This window comes from Flavobacterium sp. (genome assembly GCF_028689845.1).
Taxonomy (GTDB): Bacteria; Bacteroidota; Bacteroidia; order Flavobacteriales; family Flavobacteriaceae; genus Flavobacterium.
This window is the reverse complement of sequence record NZ_JAQVCH010000008.1, coordinates 64721-88135: the sequence shown is the minus strand read 5'-3', so window position 1 is coordinate 88135 and position 23415 is coordinate 64721. Positions and strand designations below refer to the sequence as shown.

The following is a 23415-nucleotide window of genomic DNA, read 5'->3' as shown; positions in this document are numbered from 1 at the left end:
AAATCAAAATTTTTCGGGGTAACCGTCTTCAAATTTACGAAGTTGTAGTTGCTTTTCTTTGGCGTCATAATAACTCATTAAATAAAAATCGTGGTATTTAATTAAATGATAAACAGAAATAGAGCTGTGTTCTTCTAAAAAATAAGAAACATAGTCGGTTGCTAAGGGCGAAAAACTCAATTTTTCAGGTTTAAAGGTAGCATCTAATCGACATTCAAAAAATAAATTTTGAGGAATTTGGTCGCCATATAATTCTGGAATATAAACTTCGCCACTCGCTAAAACACTTCCGACAGAAAATAGAGAGCCAAAGACTAAACTTTCCGTGCTTAAAACCATATTGGTGCCACCAACGGTGAGCAGAAAATCGTTTTCACTTTTATAAACCGTGATACCTGCCGATTTATTTTGTAATCGCGATAAAAACTTTTTGCTGTTTTTTAATTCTTTAACAGGTTTATTGCCGGTTTGAAGTAAAAAAGGAGAGTTTTTAAAATCAGCATTTTCAGTAGAATTAAAACGGTAGTGAATTGGACTTTCTTGTTGAGCATAATCCTGAATCGTAAGCACCAATTGCTCTGCATTGGCATTGATTTGAAAAAGTTTATCTTGAAAAAGAAAGGAGTTGGAATTGCCAATTACGTCTCCTAATTCCGGTTGCGGGAAAGCTTTTTCTGAAATTTCAAATGAATTTAAATCAATTTCAAGTACTTGGGTTAAAACGGAACTACTATCTAGGGTTAGGACTACTTTGTCGTTTTGCGGATATAACTTCACCTTATAAGCCCCACTATAAAGCGGATTAAAAATGGTGTTATCAATCACTTCAACAGAGCTTTTTTCAATATAATCAACTACAGGAATCATGTTGTTTTTAGTGAGATTTGCCTTGTAATCAGAGAAGTTTAAAAGTATTTCTTGATACGAATTCCCTTCTAAAACATAACATTTGAGGTGCTTTTCATAACGGTTGTGACTTAACATATAAAACCGATTATTAGTAGAAAATTGGGTTATGAGTAGTTCGTCTTTAAAGGGAATACTAAAAAGATGTGCAGTTGTTTTCTGATTGTTGAAATCAAAAGTAAAAGCCATTATTTTTTTGGAATCATCCGAAGAAAAATAAAGCACCGTTTCGCCATTTTCGAGAAAACTATGGCCTAATTGATTAGAATAAGATTTTTGTTTTGGTGCTTGTAAACGATCCGCCAAAAACAAAGCCCGATTAAATTTAAAAAGGGTTATTTTTTCTTTGTCAGAGGCAGACACAAATAATTCATCGGTTTTTGAATGATGAATCTGCATTAATTTTTGATACTCTGAACCTTTTTTTAATTCTAGTGTCGCCGAAGCAATTTTAGTTTGACTCCAGATTAATTGAAATGAAAACAAGGCAATAATCCAAAAACTCTTTTTCATAGTAAAATGCATCAAATTTAGAATCAAAAATACGAGAGAATCAAACCAATTTACTAAAAAGGCAATAAAACTTTACGCAGGAAGCAGTAATGGTAGAATTTCTTTTACAGAAGTAAGAGCTATAAAATTAGGATGGTTAATTTCAAAATCAATTTTTTCATATTCCCACGTGGTTGCATACGGAATGTGAATTGCTTGCCCGCCTAATTTTAGAATAGGCAACACATCTGATTTTAACGAATTGCCAATCATCAATAAATCGCTGGCTTGTGTATCTAAACGGCCTAACATTTTTTGATAATCCAACTCTGTCTTATCACTCAGCACTTCAATATGATGAAAATATGGACCAATTCCAGAATCGTGTAATTTTCGATGCTGGTCTTTTAAATCGCCTTTTGTAGCGACAACTAATTTGTATTTTCCTTTTAATTGTTTTAAAACTTCTTCCACTTCTGGTAAAAGTTCTACCGGTTTTTGCAATAAATCTTTTCCAATAACCATAATTTGTTCAATTCCTTTTCCGGAAATTTGATGATTGGTTAATTGCAAAGCGGCTTCAATCATCGAAAGGGTAAAGGCTTTGATTCCAAAACCATAAAGCGGCAAATTTTTAACTTGGTGATTCAGAATTAAACCTAAAATTTCTTGACTAGAAGCAAAATCTTGAAATAAGTGACAAAAACGTTCTTGGGCTTCATCAAAATAAGGTTCGTTGTGCCAAAGGGTATCATCTGCGTCAAAAGCGATTATGTTTATATTTTTCATGAGTGACTAATTTTTATAAAATGTAATACGAATTCCAAAAAGCAAAATAATACCACCGATTATCATTTGTAAAGTTACTTTTTCATCGATGAATAACCAAGCTAAAAACGTAGCAATCACACCTTGACTCAACAAACTTAACGAAACTCTTGTGGCACGCATATTTTGAGTAGCGTAGCTAATTAATAACCAAGCGGCTAATTGACAAACAGCACCTTGAATAAAAAGGAATAACCAAGCTTTATCTGAAAATCCGTAAAAAGGTTCGCCAGCAATTAAACAAACGATGCTTAAAAACAGCGTTGATGAAATTAGTGAAATCGTCATAAAAGAATATACGTCTACTTCCGACAACACCTTTTTACTCACTAAAATATAAATAGCATATAAAACACCTGATAAGATAGCTAAGTTAAAAGCCAAGTCAAAATTTAATTCGATGAAAAAGTCAAAACCAACTAAGGTAATCATTCCTACTATTGCAACGAATGTGCCAATCCAAAAGTTAAAAGCGGGTTTGTTTTTTAAAAATAAATAGGAGATTATGCCGACCCAAACAGGTGCTAAATTGGTTAAAAGCGTAGCTTGAGTAGCACTCGATTTTTGTATTGCAATGTTCCAAACAGCTACGTCCGCTGCAAACAAAACACCACAAAGAATCGCAGTCAAGAGAAGTTTTTTTCTGAGAAGCTTGACTTTGTTTGTGATTAAAACATAAGGCAAAAGCAAGCCAAGAGCAATTGCCATTCGGTAAAAAGCTGAAATTAAACCCGAAGTTAATTGTAATCTAATTAAAATTGGGAATATTGAAATACAGATTATCCCTATTAGTAGAGCAATTCTGGGCTTGTTTTTCATTTGTTTTAACTAATCAAAGCTCCATTTTCGACACCCTCTGCATCCGGATTTACAAAAACCAGTTTTCCTTCGGCATTGTTGGTCATCAATATCATTCCTTGACTTTCCACACCTCGCAACGCTCTTGGTGCTAAGTTCACTAAAACCGTCACACGTTTACCAATCACTTCCTCTGGCGAAAAATGTTCGGCAATTCCAGAAACAATTGTTCGCACATCTATTCCGGTATCGACTTTTAAAACCAAAAGTTTATTTGCTTTTGGCATTTTTTCGGCTTCTAAAATCGTACCCACTCGCAAATCTAATTTAGAAAAATCATCAAAAGTTGATGTTTCTTTTTGAGGTTCAGTCATTGCCAGTGCCGAGGTAATCTCCATTCTATTAGCTGTTTTTGTAGCTTCTAATTTGTCAATTTGTTTGGTTATCTCAGTATCTTCAATTTGGGCAAACAATATTTCAGCCGAATTGATTTGGTGCTGCGAACTAATCATAAATTTTCCTTCACCAATTTTTTCCCATTCATTTTGAGATTCCTCCTTCGTCGGAATGACAAGAATGTTTTTTAGTTTTTTTGCGGTAAATGGCAAAAATGGTTCAGACAAAATCGCTAAAGCTGCTGCGATTTGTAAAGCCACATACATTTGCGTTTTTACACGTTCCGGGTTTTCTTTAACCATTTTCCAAGGTTCTTCATCGGCCAAATATTTATTACCAAGACGAGCCACATTCATTAATTCTACTTGTGCTTCTCTAAAACGGTAACGTTCTATAGAGCTTGAAATTACCGCCGGATACGCTTTTAATTCGGCTAAAGTTTGTTCGTCAAAATCACTTAACTCATTTGGCGTTGGCACAACGCCATCATAATATTTATGCGTTAAAACTACCACACGATTAATGAAATTCCCATAAACAGCAGCTAATTCATTGTTGTTTCTTGCCTGAAAGTCTTTCCATGTAAAATCGTTGTCTTTTGTTTCTGGAGCATTAGCCGTTAAAGCATACCGCAATACATCTTGCTTTTCCGGAAAATCAAGCAAATATTCATGCAGCCAAACCGCCCAGTTTTTAGACGTAGACAGTTTATTTCCTTCTAAATTTAAGAATTCATTTGCCGGAACATTATCGGGTAAAATAAAACTTCCTTCGGCTTTCAACATCGCTGGAAAAATGATACAATGAAAAACAATATTATCTTTTCCTATAAAGTGTACTAATTTTGTGTCAGCATCTTTCCAATAAGGTTCCCAATTTTTTCCTTCACGTTCAGCCCATTCTTTGGTTGCCGAAATGTATCCAATCGGAGCATCAAACCAAACATATAGTTTTTTTCCTTCGGCACCTTCCACAGGAACATCAATTCCCCAATCTAAATCACGTGTTACGGCTCTTGGTTTTAAACCATCATCTAACCATGATTTTACTTGACCCAACACATTTGTTTTCCAATCTTTTGCATGGTCTTTAAGAATCCATTTTTCTAAAAAGTCTTGGTATCGGTCTAATGGCAAAAACCAGTGCTTGGTTTCCTTCATAATCGGTGCATCTCCTGTTATGGTCGACTTCGGATTAATCAAATCGGTTGCGTTTAGCGTGGAACCACATTTTTCACATTGATCGCCATAGGCTTCTGGATTGGCACATTTCGGACACGTTCCCGTTACAAAACGGTCGGCTAAAAACTGATTGGCTTTGGCGTCATATAATTGTTCGGTTACTTCTTCAATAAAGTCGCCTTGGTCATTTAATTTCTTAAAAAAAGCTTGAGCGGTATCATGATGAATTTTAGCGGATGTCCGTGAATAATTATCAAACGAAATACCGAAATCAGCAAAAGATTTCCGGATAATTCCGTCATATTTATCAATCACTTCTTGTGGTGAAATCCCTTCTTTTTTTGCTTTCATCGAAATGGCTACGCCGTGTTCGTCGCTACCACAAATAAATGCGACATCTTTTCCTTGCAGTCGCAAATAACGAGCATAAATATCAGAAGGTACATAAACACCAGCCAAATGGCCAATATGAATCGGGCCGTTGGTATAAGGTAATGCGGCTGTAATCGTATATCTTTTCGGATTTTCTATCATTGGATTTTCTAAATTTGACGCTGAAATAAGTTCAGAATGAAATGCAAAAATAAGTTTTTTATCGCACCCGTACGAATGCTTTGTGACACGGTTTGCATTTTATTTTTTTTCAGAAGCTTTTCCGGCTATTCGCTACAAGCTTTTTGGTCTTGTTGCTTTTTTCTAAGCCAAAAAAGGAGCTTCTAAAGTCGCTCTTTTTTACCAAGAAAAAAGGCAAAAATCCTGCAAAAGGCTTTCCGCTACTATCCGGGCTAGAAAAGGATGCTCAAAATGAACAATCTATTTGACCAAAACGTTGCGATACGATAGAAAAATTTGTTTATTTGTTTGTAGAAAAACTAGTGAATCATGAAAAAATGCATAACCCTTTTAATCCTTTCACTCTTTTTTCAACTTAATGCTCAATCTGCAAAAAAAATGATAACACCACCGTATTTACAAAAAGGCGATACCGTTGCCATTGTATCCACTGCTCGAAAACATTTGAATGACGATTTAAAACAAACGATTGAATTTCTTGAAAATTGGGGATTAAAAACAGTGATTGGTTCTTCAATTGGGTTGGATAGCAATCAATTGGCCGGTACAGACGAACAACGAGCATCCGATTTTCAACAACAAATAGACAATCCCACAATCAAAGCTATTTGGTGCGTTCGTGGCGGTTATGGCACGGTTCGTATGGTTGATTTAGTAGATTTTTCAAAATTTAAACAACAACCAAAATGGGTTATTGGGTTTAGTGATGTCACGGTTTTGCATAATCATTTAAATACGTTGGGCGTTCAATCTATTCATGGGATGATGCCAGTAAATATTCCAAAAGCATCGACAGGGGCCAAAGAAAGTTTGCGCAAAGCATTGTTTGGCGAACCACTTTCGTATACAATTCCGTATGATAAAATGAACCGCATCGGAACAGCTAAAGGCGAACTAGTTGGCGGGAATCTATCTATTTTATACAGTTTGTTTGGCTCAGCATCGGCGATTGATTGCACCGATAAAATTTTGTTTCTCGAAGATTTAGACGAATATTTATATCATATTGATCGGATGATGATGAACCTTAAACGCAATGGTTGTTTGGAAAGTTTAAAAGGAATTGTCATCGGAAGCATGACCAAAATGAACGACAACGACATTCCATGGGGAAAAAATGCTTTGGAAATTATTCAAGACATCACAAAAGAATATAAAATTCCAGTAGTTTATAATTTTCCCGCTGGACATATTGCTGATAACCGAGCCTTGATTTTCGGAAGACAAGTAAGCTTGGGAGTAACAGCAACAGAAAGTAAATTGGTTTTTGATTAAAAATTAATTGTTTGCTTAACTTGGAATTTTAAATATGGCAGAACACAATGAATTAGGTAGATTGGGTGAAGAATTAGCGGTAGATTTTCTAAAGAAAAACGGCTATGAAATTTGCGAAATCAATTGGACGTTTCAAAAGGCAGAAGTCGATATTATTGCTCAAAAGGCAGATGTATTGGCAATTGTTGAGGTTAAAACCCGTTCATCTATCGATTTTGGATTGCCGCAAGATTTCGTTAAACCAAAAAAGATTCAACTATTACTAAAAGCAGTTAATGAATATGTGATTCAACAAGATTTAGATGTAAAAGTACGTTTTGATATCATGGCTATCCATAAAAACGGAAACGAAATGGCAATTGAACATTTAGAAGATGCCTTTTATTATTTTTAATTTGTTACAATTGTAACAAATTGTTTTTATTTATATATTCGTATGCTTTTTGAAACATTATTATATGAAAACGATTTCTTCTGTAGTTGAAAATTATATCAAAACCAAACCTTTTTTATTGAACGCTTTATCCGAAGGTATTATAAATTTAACCTCACTTTCACGGAATATGATGCCTGAATTGGAACAAGAATTAGGCAAAGAAGTAAAACAAGGAGCGGTGGTTATGGCTTTAAAACGCATGTCGGAAGAATTGGATTTTCAACTGAATCACAAAATTTTAAAAGTCTTAAAAAACATTGGAGAAATCACCGTTCGTTCCTCATTAATTGATTTTACGTTTTCCGTTTCAGATACCATTTTAGACAAACAAGCAACTTTGATATCGGAGATTAATAAGCAAAACGGAATATTTTATACTTCTTCTCGTGGTGTAAATGAAACCAATATTGTGGTGAGTGATAGTGTTGGTCATTTAGTAGAACTCTATTTTTCTAACGAGAAACTCATTCAAAAATTAGAAAATTTAGCTTCAATTACGGTTAAATTACCTAAAGAAAATATTAGTATTCCTGGAATATATTACTTCATTTTTCAACGCTTAGCTTGGGAAGGAATCATTATTAATGAGGTGATTTCTACGTCAAATGAATTTACTATTTTAGTTAGTGAGGAAGAAGTTGATGTGGCTTTTAAAGTAATTAAAGATTTAAAAAATTTGTAAAATTACCTTAAACTTAGAGGGCTAATTTTTATTTTTTAACATATAAGTCATACAAGCTTTTATTCATTCGTTTGATGAATTTCTCTGTTTTTCAATTGGATTTGATTTTTTTACTTTTTGTATAAATTGGAACACATTTCCTTATACATCTTAAACTTATATGGTTATTTTTTTTAACATATAAGTCATATAAGCTTTTATTCATTCGTTTGATGAATTTCCCTGCTTTTCACTTGGATTTTATTTTTTCACTTTTTGTATAAATTGGAGCACATATTATAATACATCTTAAACTTATATGATCCTTATATGGTTAATTTTTATTTTTTAACATATAAGTCAAATAAGTCATATAAGTTTTTTATTTGTCCATTAACTCCATCAATTCTAATGCTTTTTTAACAGATTTTACATTCTCAAACGTTAGCAATAATCGCAAACCGCTTTTGGTTTCTTTTTCTTTCATTTTACAAAGATTTCCATTTTGTTGAACAAACTGCAAAACTTTATGAAATCGTGTTGATTGATAATAATCACTTTGCTGATCGCCCACAAAATACCCAATCATCTTTCCTTGTTTCATGATGAGTTTTTCAATTCCTAAACGCGTAGCAATCCATTTAATTCGGATGCTGTTTAACAACGAATGAGCTTCTTTTGGCAATGCTCCAAAACGGTCAATAAGTTTTTGTTCATAAACCAGCAACGCTTCTTCCGTTTTGACATTACCGAGTTCATTATATAAATTCAATCGTTCATTTACATTGTTGATGTAATCATCTGGAAAGAGCAATTCAAAATCGGTATCAATCTGAAGTTCTTTTACATATTCTTTGGTTTCTTTATCATTTTCTTCTTGATAAAGGTCTTTGAATTCATTCTCTTTCAGTTCATCAATTGCTTCATTCATGATTTTTTGATAGGTTTCAAAACCAATTTCATTGATAAATCCGCTTTGTTCGCCACCTAATAAATCACCAGCACCGCGAATTTCTAAATCTTTCATAGCAATATTAAATCCGCTTCCCAACTCACTAAATTGAGTTAATGCATTGATTCGCTTTCGAGCATCTTCTGTCATGACCGAATGCGGTGGTGTGATAAAATAGCAAAAAGCCTTTTTATTACTACGACCAACCCTTCCTCGCATTTGATGCAAGTCGGATAATCCAAAATTATTGGCATTGTTAATGAAAATGGTATTGGCATTTGGCACATCCAAACCACTTTCAATAATGGTTGTGGCCACCAAAACGTCAAATTCACCATTCATAAAACCGAGCATTAATTCTTCCAGTTTTTTTCCATCTAATTGTCCGTGGCCAATGCCAATTCGAGCATCAGGAACCAAACGTTGAATCATTCCAGCAACTTCTTTGATATTTTCGATTCGATTATGAACGAAAAAAACTTGTCCGTTTCGTTGAATTTCATAAGAAACCGCATCACGAATCAAGGTTTCATTAAAACCTACAACATGACTTTCTATTGGATATCGATTTGGAGGAGGCGTGGTAATCACCGATAAATCACGAGCGGCCATCAATGAAAATTGCAAAGTTCTCGGAATTGGTGTAGCTGTTAACGTTAACGTATCTACAGTTGCCGAAATTGTTTTTAATTTGTCTTTTACATTTACGCCGAATTTTTGTTCTTCATCAATAATTAAAAGTCCTAAATCTTTAAATTTTACATCTTTGCTCACCAATTGATGCGTTCCGATGATGATATCAACTTTACCTTCTGCTAATCCTTTTAAGGTTTCGCTTTTTTGTTTGGCCGTTCTAAATCGGTTTAAGTAATTTACTGTAACCGGCATTTCTTTCAATCGCTCGGTAAACGTTCGATAATGTTGATAGGCCAAAATGGTAGTTGGTACCAAAATAGCGACTTGTTTCCCGTTGTCTACCGCTTTAAAGGCCGCTCTAATGGCGACTTCAGTTTTACCAAAACCGACATCGCCACAGACTAAACGATCCATTGGACGGTCTTTTTCCATGTCGGTTTTTACATCCTGCGTTGCCGTAATTTGGTCTGGTGTATCTTCATAAATAAATGAACTTTCTAGCTCTTTTTGCAAATAACTATCTGGTGCACAAGCGAATCCTTTTTCAAGTCTTCTTTTGGCATATAATTGAATTAAATTAAACGCAATGTGTTTAACCCGAGCTTTTGTTTTTTGTTTAAGGGCTTTCCAGGCATTAGAACCCAATTTATAAATTTTGGGTGGTGTGCCGTCTTTTCCGTTGTATTTAGAAATTTTATGAAGCGAATGAATGCTCACATACACAATATCATTATCCGCATATACCAATTTGATAGCTTCTTGTGTTTTGCCTTCTACTTGAATTTTTTGTAATCCACCAAATTTTCCAATTCCGTGGTCAATGTGCGTGACATAATCCCCTACAGAAAGTTGGGTTAATTCTTTTAACGTAATGGTTTGCTTTTTGGAATACCCGTTTTTAATTGTGAATTTGTGGTATCGTTCAAAAATTTGATGGTCAGTATAACAAGCGATTTGATTTTCTTCATCAATAAATCCGTGAAAGAGCGGAAAAACAATCGTTTTGTATTGTTTTCGGATGTCTTCATGATTTTCCTCATCTAAACTTTCAAAAATATCATGAAATCGATTCGCCTGATTTTCATTAGAGCAAAATAAATAATTTTTAAATCCATGAAAATGATTCTCGTTTAAATTGTTTAACAATAAATCAAATTGTTTACTAAACGGAGGTTGTGGTTTGATATGAAATTCGAATTTTTTTTCAATGTTGAATAAGGAATGGGAGCCAACTTCAACAATAGAAAAATCGAGAGCTTGTTTTAAAAATGATTTCTGATGAATAAAAAGTTCTTCGGGAGAAGCCTGTTTAATTTCGCCCGTAAGCTTAGAAAAAGCCACTGTTGCTTTTTCAAACAAATCATCTAATTTTGCTAAAGAAACTGTTGAATCTTGAATAAAAAGCACCGTTTTTGGATGGATATACGAAAGAATACTTTCACGATTTTCTTGCAAAAATTTATTTTCTACATTTGGAATGATGGCAATTTTTTTCTGTTTTTCTAACGAAAGTTGGGTTTCTACATCAAAAGTCCGGATGCTATCTACTTCATTTCCAAAAAACTCAATCCGGTAAGGTTGGTCATTCGAAAAGGAAAACACATCGATAATTCCACCACGAACAGAAAATTCTCCTGGTTCAGACACAAAATCGACGCGTTTAAAATTATATTCAAACAAGATTTCATTGATAAAATCGATTGATATCTTATCAGAAACAGCCACTTTTAAGGTGTTTTTATCTAATTCTTTTCGAGTCACTACTTTTTCAAATAGAGCTTCTGGATAGGTTACAATTATTGAGGGTATTTTACGTGAATTGATACGATTTAAAACTTCTGCTCGCAACAAAACATTGGCATTATCTGTATCTTCAATTAAATAAGGACGACGATAAGAACTCGGATAAAAAAGCACATCTTGGTCGTTGATGAGGTTTTCTAAATCATTTAAATAATAAGCAGCTTCTTCTTTATCATTAAACAAAAGTAAAAAAGGGAGCTCTGTTTTTTGAAATAATGCCTCCATCACAAAAGACAAACTAGAACCTATTAACCCTTGAAGTTGAGCTTTTGATTCAGGAGCAACAATAATTTCTGCCAGTTGGTTCACTTTTGCAGAAGCGTGATAAACGGAATGAATGTTTTTTAAACTCAATTATTCTAAAATTTTAGGAGCATTTTTAGCAGCCCGTGAGGTGTCTAATAGTCGAATCATTTCTGCTTCACCTTGTTCAGTTCTTACTTCTTTTTTTCGAACCAATTCATTGATTTGTAGTTCGATAGCAGCTAATTGTAAATTAATATCGGTAATTAAATCGGTTACTTTTTGTACCGGAATATCATTTAAATTAATATACATTTCTAAAGAGCGAAAGGTGGTGAGTAATACGGTAAATCTACTTTTAAATTCGGGTGTTTTTAAATGTTTTGGAATGGTTAGCAGCATTTCATCTGCTTTTTTGGAAAGCGTTTTTGATTTTTTTTGAAAAGCCTCTATCGAACGAGTAGGTTTTTGATTTAATTCGGTTAAAAACAAATGCCATAAAGTCCAATCTTTTATTAAATCTTGCGAATGTGGTTCTAAATTCATTATTCTGAAATTCCAGGCACTATTAATTTTCTTAAAAGCCACATCGCTTTTAGCCAATTCTTTTTGTTGTTGAATTAAACGCTGCTCGTTGTCATTTTGACAAGAAAAAAGTACAAACATAAAAAACAAGAAAAAAAGGACTCGGATTTTCATTATCAATAAATTAGATTTCAAAAATACAAAGGTAAAATGAATCTTGGTTAATCGCGTTAAAGCTTTCCAAAATAAAAGTAATTTGTTTGCTGATTTCTCATTTACGAAAACGTTATATTTGTACTTTAATTTATATCTTATGAATACAAAAATTCTGATTATTGGTGCTTGTGGACAAATAGGAACAGAGTTAACGCACAGATTAAGGACTATATACGGTAATGAAAATGTAGTAGCTTCTGACATTCGTAAACTAAACAATGATGTCGTAAACAATGGAATTTTTGAGGTTGTAAACGCCTTAGATTACAATCAGATTCAGCAATTAGTAGAGCAGTATCAAATTACGGATGTCTATTTAATGGCGGCTTTATTATCGGCAACAGCCGAAAAAAACCCAGCTTTTGCATGGGATTTGAATATGAATTCCTTGTTTCACGTTTTGAATTTAGCCAAAGCAGGAAAAATAAAAAAGATTTTTTGGCCATCAAGTATTGCGGTTTTTGGGCCAACAACACCAAGAGAAAATACGCCTCAGTATACAATTATGGAACCTACAACGGTTTACGGAATTAGTAAGCAAACGGGCGAACGTTGGTGTGAATATTATAATAAACAATACGGAATCGACGTGCGTAGTATTCGTTATCCCGGATTAATTAGCTGGACATCCGAACCTGGAGGAGGAACAACAGATTATGCGGTGGATATTTATCACCAAGCATTAGAGAAAGGAAAGTTTAGATGTTTTCTCTCTGAAAATACGGCTTTACCTATGATGTATATGGAAGATGCGATAAGAGCTACGGTTGAAATTATGCAAGCTCCAGCAGAAAAAATTAAAATTCGCTCTTCATATAATCTATCTGGAATTAGTTTTACCCCTAAAGAAATTGCGGAAGAAATCAAAAAGCACATTCCAGAATTTAAAATTACTTATAAATCTGATTTCCGTCAAAAAATTGCGGATAGTTGGCCTGCTTCAATTGACGATTCTTCTGCTCGTGAAGATTGGAATTGGAAACACCACTATGACATGGATTCGATGACCGTAGAAATGTTAGAAAATTTATCAAAATAAAAAAATCGCCACCTTTACAGTGGCGATTTTAGTAAAAAAGCTAATGTTATTCTTGAACAATTGGAGAACGCAATGATTCTAGTACAGTAACTACATCACCAATTAAAGCAGGGTCAGTCACCCCATTTAAACCAGCAGCAGCTCCAACATAACCAATAAATTTATCATATTCTGTATTGTTGACTTTTTTACCAATACGCGGATTTAGTGCTGGATCATGAGTGACCACCATATTTAAACCAGAATAGGTATTGGTTGCTCCGCCACCCGTATTTGCCGAAAAGAAATCGGTTAAGTTTTTACTTAAAACCGCTACGTTGGTCGTGTTTCCGCTAGCTACTTCGGCTAAAATAGGAGCAAAGTGAGCTCCTAAATTTCCATTGGATTCTAACACAATATCTGTTACAATTAGTGTAATTGTACTGTCTACAACCGAACGAAATGATAATCGTCCTTGTTCAATAAGCTGGCCTGAATTGTTGGGATCGGCTACCATCGATGTTCCTCCTAATTTTTGATAAAGGGTTAATTCTGCTGGTGTAGCTTCATCGTCATCACTACAGGAAACCAAGAAAGATCCACAAATAAGAACTAAGGCAAAAAGGGTGCGTTTTGAAAAATGTTTCATAATAAAAAGTATTTAGTTAATTAAAGATTCGTTGAATGCCACGTGAGAACTTATAGCTAAAGCTATCCGTATTCATAACCGGACAAACTTTTTTGGACGCTAACGCTTTGGAAAGCACAAAAGGTTTTGCTGCATAATTTCCGAGATAAATAAGCTTATCAAAAACTTCTGAGGAATTGATGGTTCGATTGTCATGAAAATAAACCACGACACCTTTTTCAGCAACAATTTTAATGTTTTTTACCCCTTCAATCGATTTGAGATTTCGATGAATTTCCTTTGCTTTACTAGCGTCGAGCGGTTCGTTAAAGTCGATTCTACTGATTTGTAAGTTGGCATTGTCCACCACCACGGGTTTTGCCATGGCAATATGTACCACTAATACAATAACTAAGAGCAGTAGTAGACTTAATGTTCCAAACAGGAAAAGCTTAATTTTTTTATTCATTGCCATAACCAAGAATTTTGAGTTTATATTCTTAGTTACGAGAAAAAAGTGGCAATGGTTTTTTAAAAAGTTATTTTTTTGATTTTAATTTTTTAATCAATTGATTTTCAATAGAATCTTTAAGTTGAATAACTTCTTTAGAAGTTTCGTTGGGAATAGTCATCGACAACACATACTGTTTAATTTTCCAGGTGTTCTTTTCTTTAACGAGTACACCAGAACCGCGACAAATTTTCATTTGTGTTTCTAATAATTCATCAAACCAAGCAACAGTATAATCTGGGTTAAAGCTTATATTTCTAGTTAAGGATTTAAAACGCCATGCTTTTCCTTTATCAAAATGAGGTTTGGAATAGGCTTGAAAATCCTTTTTGTTCCAGTTTTCCGTTGCATCTGTTCCAATGAAAACGCTTTCGGTTGACATGGCTTGAAAATAGTTTTCATAATTGGCTTCGGCTGCAGCCAAATGCCATTGGTCTAAAAGTGTATTGATTTTATTTTCTTCTTCAGCAACCGATTTTTGACAAGATTGAAAACAACCTAAAAATAAAAGAAAGAAGCACATTTTTTTCATATTGACTAATTTGACGGGAAGGTATAAAAAAAAGAGCACTCTAACCGAAGTGCTCTTGATGCGTTATTACAGTTGGCATTAAAGTAACAACAAACTTAACTAAACTTTATAACAAAAAAACGAATGCTACGATGCTTAAAAACGATAACTAATACCAGAATACAATCCAATGAAATAGGGTTGAAATCCGCCATCATTACTGCTAAATGTATTGAGTTGGTATTTAAAAGTTGGTTCAAAATTGGCTTGAAATGATTTCCAAAAAATATACCGAAAACCTAAACCGACATTGGTGCTAAAATGAATTTGATTTAAATTTGTTGCTTCACCTAATTGAGCAGAAAATCCTTCTGAAACAACCATTAAATCATTGTTGTTCAAGAATAAAGTACTAAATCCAGAAATTAATTGAATACCAAATTTTTTGTCTAACACTTTATAGGTAAGTTCAAATGGGACTTCAATATAATTCATTTGTTGCGTAATTGCTCCACTTTGAACGACTTGAATCTCATTGTTAGCCGAAAAATCCTGCACATTAATTGGGGCTCCTTGTGAACTGTAATTTAAAGTAGTGATGCCTCTTGCATTTATATTAGGATAAAAATAAACATCCTCTGTGGCATAACTCAAGGAAAGATTACTCACACCTGTTCGCAATGAAAACTTCTGATTTACATCATAATTAACTCCTAAACCATAACTTATGGTGTTTTTGTAGTCTTTTGGATTGTTTGCAAAATCGGCATCGATTGGAGAACCGTTGGAAGAGGAACCTAAATAAACAGGAGCAACCGCCGTAGAGATTTGCCATCTGTTTAGTTTAGGTTCGACTTTTGGTTTTTGATTTTCTTCTTTTTCTTTTAGCAATTCTTCCAACGCATTAGGCTCAACTTGATTTTCTGCCAAGGCAGAAGTTTGAGTTGAATCTACTGTATTTTTCTGTTGAACTAACAGGTTTTCAATTAATTCAAAAGGCTTATCATTTTTAGGCTTTTCCGATTTTTCAGTATTAGAATTAGATGATAATTCTGATTTATTTTTTTGATTTTTAGCTTCTGTTGAATTGATGTTTTTTGCCAAATTACTTTGGGCCATACTTTCCTGTTTATCTGCGTTTTGATTGGGATTGTTTGCTTTAAGACTTGTTTTTTTGTTCAACGTTTTAGTATTCACATTGACTATCTGAGTAGAAGATTCATCTGGAATATTTTTTTCAAAACGCGAATTTGATTTTGCTTCAATCAATGAATTAGTAGTTGTTTTAGAAGCGTTTTCATTTTCGGCTTGGCTCACATTTTCGCCTTCTTTGATAGGATTTTCTTGCGGAGTTAAAATGGGATTTTTAGGACTTCTATTTTTCTCAATTACCACGGGGTTTTCAACGGAAATTGTATTTGAATCATATAGTGAACGAATTCCTAAAATGCCCAACATAAACAAAGCTGCAATACCACCAAGTCGCCACCAAATTGGAATAACTCTTCGTTTCTTTTCTTTTTCCTGTAGTTTTTCTTGAATATTTTCCCAAACAATTTCTGGCGGATTTTCATTAAAATCTTTGAATTGTTCTTGAAATAATCGCTCTAAATTTTTCTTATTTTTCATTTGGCTTCGTACATTTTATTAGACGCCTGATTTTCTATTTTTTCTTTTAAAATCATCTTCGCTCGGGCTAAATTTGATTTAGAAGTTCCGATGGAAATTTCCATCATGGCTGCAATTTCTTTATGTGAATAATCATCAAAAACATATAAATTAAAGACCATTCGGTACCGATCGGGTAGTTCTTGTACAATCTTTAATAAATAATCCATAGAAACTTCTTCCTCATCCATTTCAACATCAATCGTTTCAGGAAAATTCTCGGTTACAATTTCAAAAATTGAAACAGATCTGTATTTTTGAAGAATATGATTAATCATCACCCGCTTTATCCAACCTTCAAAAGAACCTTTAAATTCATACTGGTTGATTTTTTCAAAGATTAACAAAAAGCCATCTTGTAGGTTATCTTGAGCTTCGACATAACTTCTTGAATACTTCAAGCAGATTTGAAACAATTTAGATGAAAATAATCTATATAATTGTTCTTGTGCTTTTGTATTTTTGTTCTTACAATCTTTTATGAGTAGCTCTAAACCCAATTTTATATTCTTTTCTTGTTAATTGCTCACTGGAATTTCAATAATATCATAGGTTGCATTTCCCTCTTCATCATAGCCTTTAAAAAATTTAAACAAATACGTTTGCAAACTTTTTGGTGTGAAAGTAAACGAAGCTTCTTGCACATTGTTATCGTAGGGCGTACACTGTTGTGAATGGGAAACGATGGTTTGAACGGCAATGGTTCGCTGATTACCTTCTACTTCAAAATAAAAACCCTGAAATGCATGGCATGACGAAGGTCTTTGGTAATAAACCTTGATAGGTTGCGGCTCGTTTAAAACAAATGATTCTGGCATTTCATAATTGGTTACCGGTAATATTTCATAATGATAGCTCGGATCTTCTTCAACACTACAAGAATTGAAGAAGAAAAGTAGCATGATGATTCCTAAAATGTTTTTCATTTCATCTTTGTTTTCTACGTTTCTAAGATGCAAAAACGGATTAAAGGTTGCGTACTAAAATAAAAAAACCCGAGAAATTTCGGGTTTTACTTATTATTCAGCTTCTTTAATTTTTGCTTTAATTTTAATTTCTAATTCATCGGCTAGCTCAGGATTGTCTTTAATCAAGGCTTTCACGCCGTCTCGTCCTTGTCCTAGTTTGGTTTCGCCATAACTAAACCATGAACCCGATTTTTTGATAATTTCAAATTCTACTGCTAAATCTAAAATTTCCCCAGTTTTAGAAATTCCTTCGCCGTACATAATATCAAATTCGGCAGTTCTAAAAGGCGGAGCTACTTTGTTTTTAACAACTTTAACCTTGGTTCGGTTTCCAATCACGTTTTCGCCATCTTTAATTTGCGAAGAACGTCTAATGTCTAATCGAATAGAAGCATAAAACTTCAAGGCATTTCCACCCGTAGTTGTTTCAGGATTTCCAAACATCACCCCTATTTTTTCTCGCAATTGGTTGATGAAAAATACGGTACAATTTGTTTTGCTAATAGTTGCCGTTAGTTTACGTAAGGCTTGCGACATTAATCGAGCGTGCAATCCCATTTTAGAATCACCCATTTCTCCTTCAATTTCACTTTTTGGAGTTAAGGCTGCTACGGAGTCAATTACTACAATGTCAATCGCTCCAGAACGAATTAAGTTTTCAGCAATTTCTAAAGCTTGTTCTCCGTTGTCGGGCTGAGAAATAATTAAATTTTCAATATCAACACCTAATTTTTGTGCATAATTTCGGTCAAAAGCATGTTCTGCATCAATAAAAGCAGCAATGCCTCCTGCTTTTTGAGCTTCTGCAATAGCATGAAGTGTTAACGTAGTTTTACCCGAAGATTCTGGGCCATATATTTCGATGACTCTCCCTTTGGGATAACCATTTACGCCTAAGGCTAAATCGAGACCTAGCGAACCAGAAGAGATGGTCTCTACTTCTTCAACGGCTTTGTCTCCCATTTTCATAACGGTTCCTTTACCGTATGTTTTGTCTAATTTGTCTAACGTTAATTGCAGGGCTTTTAATTTGGCTTCTTTGTCTGAACTCATAATAGTTGGCTTTAAATGTATTTACAATTGTTTCTGTAAAAATACTTCTTTTTTCAATGTGTCATTAAATTATTTTTCCACAAATCAGTTTCTGCTATTTAAATTAGTTTACGTACTTTTGAAGACTTTATGTAGTACTATGCTAAAACTGATTTCGTATCCAATTTCGGCCCTATATTATCTGCTCTTTTTAGCAATATTATGTGTATTTCATCCGATTCAATGGATTTGTATAAATCTTTTTGGTTATGAAGCACACCAACGTAGTGTTGCAATTTTAAATTTTTTTTTAGTTCGCAACACGCATGTATTAGGAACTACTTATTCCTTTAAAGGAAGAGAAAAATTACCGAATGATGTGCCATTAATCATCGTGGCCAACCATCAAAGTTTATATGACATTATTCCGATTATTTGGTTTATGCGGAAATGGCACCCCAAATTTGTGAGCAAAAAAGAATTAGGAAAAGGAATTCCGAGCGTTTCGTATAATTTAAGACATGGAGGTTCCGTTTTAATAGATAGAAAAGATTCGAAACAAGCTTTGGCGGAAATAAAGAAAATGGGAGAGTATATTGAAAAATACAATCGGTCAACCGTTATTTTCCCAGAGGGAACAAGAAGCAAAACGGGAGTTCCTAAAAAGTTTTCAGAAAGCGGACTAAAAATATTGTGCAAATATGCTCCCTCGGCTTGTATTGTTCCAATATCAATTAATAATTCATGGAAAATGGTTCGTTATGGACAATTTCCACTTGGTTTAGGAGTTAGAATTACCCATACTATTCAGGAGCCGTTTTTTATAAAAGATTTGTCATTTGAAGAAATTATAACACGAACAGAAAATGCCGTAGTAAACGGAATAAAAATTTAAATTATGTCTATTAAAAACATTCGCTTAGAAGTTATGCAACTTCTAGAAAAAAAAGTTGATACGTATGTAGAGGATTACCTAATTCCTGTCGAAAAAATTTGGCAACCCACTGATTTGTTACCTGATTCTGAAAATGAAAACTTTTTTGAGGAAGTGAAAGAGCTCCGCGAAATCGCTAAGGATTTACCATACGATTTTTGGGTTGTATTAGTTGGTGATACCATCACAGAAGAAGCTTTGCCTACCTATGAATCTTGGTTGATGGAAGTAGAAGGCGTTGACAATGTAGAACGAAATGGTTGGTCAAAATGGATTAGAAGTTGGACTGGCGAAGAGAATCGTCATGGCGATGTGCTCAACAAATACCTGTATTTATCAGGTCGCGTAAACATGCGAGAAATAGAAATGACTACCCAACATTTAATTAATGACGGTTTTGACATTGGCACCGGAAGAGATCCCTATAAAAACTTTGTATATACTAGTTTCCAAGAATTAGCAACCTATGTATCGCACAATCGGGTAGCACAAATGGCAAAAAAATATGGGGATAATAAATTGTCAAAAATGTGTAAGTTAATTGCTGGAGATGAAATGCGTCACCACATGGCTTATGCCGAATTTATCAACCAAATTTTTAAAGTAGACCCAAGTGAAATGATGTTGGCGTTTCAATATATGATGAAGCAAAAAATTGTGATGCCTGCTCATTTTTTACGAGAATCTGGTCAAAAAATAAGTACCGCTTTTGAACAATTTTCTGATTCTGCTCAACGAATTGGAGTTTATACAGCCAACGATTATGTAGAAATCATGCAAAAATTGATTGATAAATGGGAAATTGATAAAATTGTTGGGCTAACGGATGAAGCAGAAAAAGCAAGAGATTTTTTAATGAAATTACCTGCTCGAATGGCTAGAGTTTCAGAACGATTAGTGATTCCGCAAGAAAGTCATATTTTTAAATGGGTGCAGCCCGCTTTAATTAAATAAACGCAAAAATTCCAACTTATCTTTGTCAAAGCTAAATTTGTATGTCCATAATAGATAAAACGATATTTTTCGTTAAAGAACAACTCCAATGTGCCGAAGGAGGTCATGATTGGTTTCATGTGCAACGCGTTTTTCGAAATGCACTTTTGATTTCAGAAAACGAAACCTGTAATTTAGAAGTGGTCAAACTAGGAGCTTTACTTCATGATATAGCAGATAGTAAATTTCATGATGGTGACGAAACTATTGGCCCTAAAATTGCTCGAGACTTTCTAGAAAAACAACAAGTTCCAGAAGAAATAATTGGACATGTGATTCTAATTATCCAGAACATTTCCTATAAAGGCGGCAATTTTGAGCAGCAATTTACATCCAAAGAATTAGAAATTATTCAAGACGCTGATCGTTTGGATGCTTTAGGAGCGATTGGAATTGCCCGAATGTTTAATTATGGAGGCTTTAAAAATAGGCCAATTTATAATCCTGAAATTGCACCTAATTTAAAAATGGATAAAGAAGCGTATAAAAACAATAATGCTCCTACGTTGAATCATTTTTATGAAAAACTGTTGCTTTTAAAAGATAAAATGAATACCGATACAGGCAAAAAATTAGCAGAAGATCGCCATAATTATATGGTGAGATTTTTATCTCAATTTTATGCAGAATGGGACGGACAGTTCTAAAATTGCGATAAGCATTCAATTAAAAACAATTAAAGTTGAAAAAGCTACTTTTAATTATCTTGGTGTTAGTGTTGAATGGCAAACCTTGTTTGAGTCAGCCCTATCAACCTATGCTCGCAACATCAAATCAATGGCATTTTACTACTTGTTATTCGGGTTGTTTAACCGATGTTTATTATACCAATGGTGACACTTTAGTGAATGGAGAAAATTATAAAATTTTAGATGGATATCATTATATATCTAGAACTTTTTTGCTTAAAGAAAGTGTTTCAGAGAAAAAAGTGTATCTAAAAAAAATATTTCCAACCTATACACGAGAATTTTTATTATATGATTTTTCTTTAGACGAAGGCGATGTTTTTGAAATGAAAAATCCGATAAGTCCATTTCCAGAAATTGGAGGCGAATTTCAATTGGATTCTATCCGAATGAAACCGGTAGTTAATAACATGGAATATAGGCATTTTTATTTTTCACCCACCGAATCGAATACCATTGCAACTTATCCCGTAGTTTGGATAGAAGGAATAGGTTCAAAATCAATTATTAATGCTCCTGGAGGTGAGGCAGACATTAATGGAGCTGGGCAATTGAGCTGTTATTTCAAAGATGAAATGCTAGTTTATGCTCAATTAGATTCGATTAATTCGTGTGATTATCTTCCGCTAAAAGTGCAAAGCTCATTTTTTTCGAAAATTAAGATTATAAGGGCAGACCAAAAAAACAGTTTTAAATTACAGAATATAGAGCATATCAAATCGATAGAGCTTTTTTCTATAAATGGACAAAAATTAAAAACGATTATTAATAATCAAAAAAACAGTGTCTTTTTGTCATTAGATGAATTTCAAGCTGGAATATACATTCTCCTTCTTCAGGATGATTTTGAACAACGTAAAATCTTCAAAATAAATTCAGAATAATAGCCTCTCTATGCAAAAGGTTTTAATCTATTTCTTTTTTTAAACCTAAATAGAACCCTCTCTCAAAGTTATTAAAAACTTAATGGTACATTACATAAGAACGGCTGTTGTGTGTTCGCCTATTTAGTTTGCTTTGTTTCAATAAGTTTCAGTAAAAATTCCATTTGCGTATCTTTATTATTTAAAAAATCTGGTAATGTTTGCTCAATGTTGTAGTCAGGAATTACACCTCTTCCAAAAGGTTGTTTTTCTTTGAAAGGAACGTCTTGATTGAGGTTTACAATTGAAAACTCATATTTTATTTTACTATTAGGTAAAATATATGCCATCGGAGTATGACCATTATGTCCATAGTAACCTCCACCTGTTTCTTGTCCTACAACAATAGCATTTGTGTTTCCTGCAACCAAGGCGGCAAATAAACTAGCCGCAGATGCTACTTTTGGGTTAATAAGTAGGTAAATCTGACCTTTAAATGCATTTTCATTTGGATTTCTTAAAGTGTTATCACTACAGTTTCCCTGATAAAAAACATTGTCTTTAGCAATTGGGAATTCTTTTCGCAACTCTTTTTGATAAATCCATTTAGCTATAATTCGTTTCAAAAAGAACGCTTTATGGTCAACATTTTTCCAACTTGGTATTTTTACGAAATTAGAAAATGCCTTTATGTTTTCTTGAAACGGTTTGTTGGCTAAATATGAAAACGCAACCACATCATTTGGGTCGTTTCCGCCTCCATTATTTCTTACATCAACAATTAAATTTTTAATATTAGAATTGTGTTTAATAGAAATAAAGCAGCTATCTAAAAAAGTAACAAACTGCAAATGTTTGGGGTCTTTTGCATTGTTTCCAATTATAAAAGAATGAAGATTCAATTTTGCAGTATTTTCATTTATAATTTCAAAACTATATGGCAATCGTGTGCTGCTTTTGGAAATACTATCCAAAGCAATTGAATGCCTCTTTTTATAATTATCTGAAAATGTTTTACCAATTACTGGTTTAATGATGGCTTCTTTAATTTCACTATCTGAGGTTGTTTGAAACAGCACTTTGTATTCTGTCATTTTACCTAATGAATAGAATAAGTAAGCGGCAAAACCTCCGTCTTGAGCAAATAATTTGGCAGTAAAGCTAAAACCGTCGGTTGTATAGTAAATAGAATTGAATTTTAATATTTCTTCGGCATTTATTCCATTTATTGACAGTATTTCTGCTCCTAATGGGATGATAGATTCTTTGCTATTTACACGTATTTTTCCAGCTATAACTTTAATTGGTATAGGGAAATAAACAGAGTCTGCAATTACCTGTTTTACGATTTTTTGTGAAAATGAAACATCGTTATGTAAACTTCCTTCAAAATCTGTCAATTCGCTGATGATATTAAAAAATTCTCTCAACGTTGTTTCGTCGGAAAGTTTTTTATACGCTTGTTTTTCTATGCTGTCTGTTTGTGCAACTGTTCGGTATTTATACAAACCCGAATTTGCTTTCTTTCTGATGTTGCAAAAGAAATCTAAATCTAATTTTAGGTTGGTGTAGCCAATTTTGTGTTCATAATCCTCTTGGGCAAATAAATTATTTGTTAAGATGAAAAAAGCTGTAATAGTTAAAATATATTTCATTTGTTTTATTAAGCTTTTGATTTT

22 protein-coding genes are annotated in these 23415 nt (G+C 33.5%); 8 read left to right on the top strand and 14 right to left on the bottom strand.

What is annotated here, in order from left to right:
* Window positions 1–3: 3 nt before the first annotated feature.
* The 4 genes from PHR76_RS05060 to metG form a co-directional block, all read right to left on the bottom strand.
* The gene (locus PHR76_RS05060) at window positions 4–1419 is read right to left on the bottom strand and encodes a hypothetical protein (protein WP_300059208.1); all 1416 of its coding nucleotides are present in this window, start codon (window positions 1417–1419) and stop codon (window positions 4–6) included.
* A 72-nt stretch (window positions 1420–1491) separates the two neighbouring features.
* Window positions 1492–2187, bottom strand: coding sequence for an HAD family hydrolase (locus tag PHR76_RS05055; protein ID WP_300059206.1), 696 nt, complete (start codon window positions 2185–2187; stop codon window positions 1492–1494).
* Between the two features lie 6 nt (window positions 2188–2193).
* On the bottom strand, window positions 2194–3045 hold the full coding sequence (locus PHR76_RS05050; RefSeq protein ID WP_300059204.1) for a DMT family transporter: 852 nt from the start codon (window positions 3043–3045) through the stop codon (window positions 2194–2196).
* A gap of 5 nt (window positions 3046–3050) precedes the next feature.
* Entirely contained in the window at window positions 3051–5135 is a 2085-nt protein-coding gene (metG, locus tag PHR76_RS05045) for a methionine--tRNA ligase (RefSeq protein WP_300059202.1), read from the bottom strand.
* 348 nt (window positions 5136–5483) lie between these two features.
* Here metG and PHR76_RS05040 point away from each other — a divergent pair, with 348 nt between their 5' ends.
* From PHR76_RS05040 to PHR76_RS05030, 3 genes are all read left to right on the top strand, one after another.
* Entirely contained in the window at window positions 5484–6449 is a 966-nt protein-coding gene (locus PHR76_RS05040) for an LD-carboxypeptidase (protein WP_300059200.1), read from the top strand.
* 34 nt (window positions 6450–6483) lie between these two features.
* Window positions 6484–6843: a YraN family protein gene (locus tag PHR76_RS05035; RefSeq protein WP_300059198.1), complete on the top strand. Its 360-nt coding sequence runs from the start codon at window positions 6484–6486 to the stop codon at window positions 6841–6843.
* Between the two features lie 64 nt (window positions 6844–6907).
* Window positions 6908–7567, top strand: a complete 660-nt coding sequence (locus tag PHR76_RS05030) for an aspartate kinase (protein WP_300059196.1) — start codon at window positions 6908–6910, stop codon at window positions 7565–7567.
* A 361-nt stretch (window positions 7568–7928) separates the two neighbouring features.
* On the opposite strand, the gene mfd is transcribed toward PHR76_RS05030, so the two are convergent.
* Both mfd and PHR76_RS05020 read right to left on the bottom strand, forming a co-directional pair.
* Window positions 7929–11162, bottom strand: a complete 3234-nt coding sequence (mfd, locus tag PHR76_RS05025) for a transcription-repair coupling factor (protein ID WP_300059240.1) — start codon at window positions 11160–11162, stop codon at window positions 7929–7931.
* A gap of 129 nt (window positions 11163–11291) precedes the next feature.
* On the bottom strand, window positions 11292–11879 hold the full coding sequence (locus PHR76_RS05020; protein ID WP_300059194.1) for a hypothetical protein: 588 nt from the start codon (window positions 11877–11879) through the stop codon (window positions 11292–11294).
* A 139-nt stretch (window positions 11880–12018) separates the two neighbouring features.
* Between PHR76_RS05020 and PHR76_RS05015 the strand changes: the two genes are divergently transcribed.
* Complete coding sequence (locus PHR76_RS05015) at window positions 12019–12960, top strand: L-threonine 3-dehydrogenase (protein ID WP_300059193.1); 942 nt, start codon at window positions 12019–12021, stop codon at window positions 12958–12960.
* A 46-nt stretch (window positions 12961–13006) separates the two neighbouring features.
* Here the strand turns inward: PHR76_RS05015 and PHR76_RS05010 are convergent, their stop codons facing one another.
* The 7 genes from PHR76_RS05010 to recA all read right to left on the bottom strand — a co-directional run bounded on the left by PHR76_RS05010 (window position 13007) and on the right by recA (window position 18278).
* The gene (locus PHR76_RS05010) at window positions 13007–13588 is read right to left on the bottom strand and encodes a hypothetical protein (RefSeq protein WP_300059191.1); all 582 of its coding nucleotides are present in this window, start codon (window positions 13586–13588) and stop codon (window positions 13007–13009) included.
* A 16-nt stretch (window positions 13589–13604) separates the two neighbouring features.
* Window positions 13605–14042, bottom strand: coding sequence for a hypothetical protein (locus tag PHR76_RS05005; RefSeq protein ID WP_300059189.1), 438 nt, complete (start codon window positions 14040–14042; stop codon window positions 13605–13607).
* Window positions 14043–14106: 64 nt separating this feature from the next.
* On the bottom strand, window positions 14107–14610 hold the full coding sequence (locus PHR76_RS05000) for a nuclear transport factor 2 family protein (RefSeq protein ID WP_300059187.1): 504 nt from the start codon (window positions 14608–14610) through the stop codon (window positions 14107–14109).
* Between the two features lie 135 nt (window positions 14611–14745).
* Window positions 14746–16218 (bottom strand): hypothetical protein, encoded by a 1473-nt coding sequence (locus PHR76_RS04995; protein WP_300059185.1) that lies wholly within the window; start codon window positions 16216–16218, stop codon window positions 14746–14748.
* Window positions 16215–16757 carry a sigma-70 family RNA polymerase sigma factor gene (locus tag PHR76_RS04990; protein ID WP_300059183.1) on the bottom strand — a complete coding sequence of 181 codons (543 nt, stop codon included), beginning with the start codon at window positions 16755–16757 and terminating at the stop codon, window positions 16215–16217. The genes PHR76_RS04995 and PHR76_RS04990 overlap by 4 nt, the downstream gene beginning before the upstream one ends.
* Window positions 16758–16775: 18 nt before the next feature.
* On the bottom strand, window positions 16776–17183 hold the full coding sequence (locus tag PHR76_RS04985; protein ID WP_300059182.1) for a hypothetical protein: 408 nt from the start codon (window positions 17181–17183) through the stop codon (window positions 16776–16778).
* A 93-nt stretch (window positions 17184–17276) separates the two neighbouring features.
* Window positions 17277–18278: a recombinase RecA gene (gene recA, locus PHR76_RS04980; RefSeq protein WP_300059180.1), complete on the bottom strand. Its 1002-nt coding sequence runs from the start codon at window positions 18276–18278 to the stop codon at window positions 17277–17279.
* 139 nt (window positions 18279–18417) lie between these two features.
* Between recA and PHR76_RS04975 the strand changes: the two genes are divergently transcribed.
* Genes PHR76_RS04975 through PHR76_RS04960 form a run of 4 tightly spaced genes read left to right on the top strand, consistent with a single transcriptional unit; the run spans window position 18418 to window position 21757 of the window.
* Window positions 18418–19152: a lysophospholipid acyltransferase family protein gene (locus PHR76_RS04975; RefSeq protein ID WP_300059178.1), complete on the top strand. Its 735-nt coding sequence runs from the start codon at window positions 18418–18420 to the stop codon at window positions 19150–19152.
* 3 nt (window positions 19153–19155) lie between these two features.
* The gene (locus PHR76_RS04970) at window positions 19156–20145 is read left to right on the top strand and encodes an acyl-ACP desaturase (RefSeq protein WP_300059176.1); all 990 of its coding nucleotides are present in this window, start codon (window positions 19156–19158) and stop codon (window positions 20143–20145) included.
* A gap of 41 nt (window positions 20146–20186) precedes the next feature.
* Window positions 20187–20831, top strand: a complete 645-nt coding sequence (locus tag PHR76_RS04965; RefSeq protein ID WP_300059174.1) for an HD domain-containing protein — start codon at window positions 20187–20189, stop codon at window positions 20829–20831.
* 35 nt (window positions 20832–20866) lie between these two features.
* Window positions 20867–21757 (top strand): T9SS type A sorting domain-containing protein, encoded by an 891-nt coding sequence (locus PHR76_RS04960; protein ID WP_300059172.1) that lies wholly within the window; start codon window positions 20867–20869, stop codon window positions 21755–21757.
* Window positions 21758–21876: 119 nt separating this feature from the next.
* On the opposite strand, the gene PHR76_RS04955 is transcribed toward PHR76_RS04960, so the two are convergent.
* Window positions 21877–23391, bottom strand: coding sequence for a S41 family peptidase (locus tag PHR76_RS04955; RefSeq protein ID WP_300059170.1), 1515 nt, complete (start codon window positions 23389–23391; stop codon window positions 21877–21879).
* Window positions 23392–23415: the final 24 nt, after the last annotated feature.

What these genes read in the sequence shown, in the direction of transcription:
- PHR76_RS05060 (WP_300059208.1), bottom strand. Translation starts at nt 1,419, where the DNA reads ATGAAAAAGAGTTTTTGGATTATTGCCTTGTTTTCATTTCAATTAATC.
- PHR76_RS05055 (WP_300059206.1), bottom strand. Translation starts at nt 2,187, where the DNA reads ATGAAAAATATAAACATAATCGCTTTTGACGCAGATGATACCCTTTGG.
- PHR76_RS05050 (WP_300059204.1), bottom strand. Translation starts at nt 3,045, where the DNA reads ATGAAAAACAAGCCCAGAATTGCTCTACTAATAGGGATAATCTGTATT.
- metG (WP_300059202.1), bottom strand. Translation starts at nt 5,135, where the DNA reads ATGATAGAAAATCCGAAAAGATATACGATTACAGCCGCATTACCTTAT.
- PHR76_RS05040 (WP_300059200.1), top strand. Translation starts at nt 5,484, where the DNA reads ATGAAAAAATGCATAACCCTTTTAATCCTTTCACTCTTTTTTCAACTT.
- PHR76_RS05035 (WP_300059198.1), top strand. Translation starts at nt 6,484, where the DNA reads ATGGCAGAACACAATGAATTAGGTAGATTGGGTGAAGAATTAGCGGTA.
- PHR76_RS05030 (WP_300059196.1), top strand. Translation starts at nt 6,908, where the DNA reads ATGAAAACGATTTCTTCTGTAGTTGAAAATTATATCAAAACCAAACCT.
- mfd (WP_300059240.1), bottom strand. Translation starts at nt 11,162, where the DNA reads ATGGAGGCATTATTTCAAAAAACAGAGCTCCCTTTTTTACTTTTGTTT.
- PHR76_RS05020 (WP_300059194.1), bottom strand. Translation starts at nt 11,879, where the DNA reads ATGAAAATCCGAGTCCTTTTTTTCTTGTTTTTTATGTTTGTACTTTTT.
- PHR76_RS05015 (WP_300059193.1), top strand. Translation starts at nt 12,019, where the DNA reads ATGAATACAAAAATTCTGATTATTGGTGCTTGTGGACAAATAGGAACA.
- PHR76_RS05010 (WP_300059191.1), bottom strand. Translation starts at nt 13,588, where the DNA reads ATGAAACATTTTTCAAAACGCACCCTTTTTGCCTTAGTTCTTATTTGT.
- PHR76_RS05005 (WP_300059189.1), bottom strand. Translation starts at nt 14,042, where the DNA reads ATGGCAATGAATAAAAAAATTAAGCTTTTCCTGTTTGGAACATTAAGT.
- PHR76_RS05000 (WP_300059187.1), bottom strand. Translation starts at nt 14,610, where the DNA reads ATGAAAAAAATGTGCTTCTTTCTTTTATTTTTAGGTTGTTTTCAATCT.
- PHR76_RS04995 (WP_300059185.1), bottom strand. Translation starts at nt 16,218, where the DNA reads ATGAAAAATAAGAAAAATTTAGAGCGATTATTTCAAGAACAATTCAAA.
- PHR76_RS04985 (WP_300059182.1), bottom strand. Translation starts at nt 17,183, where the DNA reads ATGAAAAACATTTTAGGAATCATCATGCTACTTTTCTTCTTCAATTCT.
- recA (WP_300059180.1), bottom strand. Translation starts at nt 18,278, where the DNA reads ATGAGTTCAGACAAAGAAGCCAAATTAAAAGCCCTGCAATTAACGTTA.
- PHR76_RS04975 (WP_300059178.1), top strand. Translation starts at nt 18,418, where the DNA reads ATGCTAAAACTGATTTCGTATCCAATTTCGGCCCTATATTATCTGCTC.
- PHR76_RS04970 (WP_300059176.1), top strand. Translation starts at nt 19,156, where the DNA reads ATGTCTATTAAAAACATTCGCTTAGAAGTTATGCAACTTCTAGAAAAA.
- PHR76_RS04965 (WP_300059174.1), top strand. Translation starts at nt 20,187, where the DNA reads ATGTCCATAATAGATAAAACGATATTTTTCGTTAAAGAACAACTCCAA.
- PHR76_RS04955 (WP_300059170.1), bottom strand. Translation starts at nt 23,391, where the DNA reads ATGAAATATATTTTAACTATTACAGCTTTTTTCATCTTAACAAATAAT.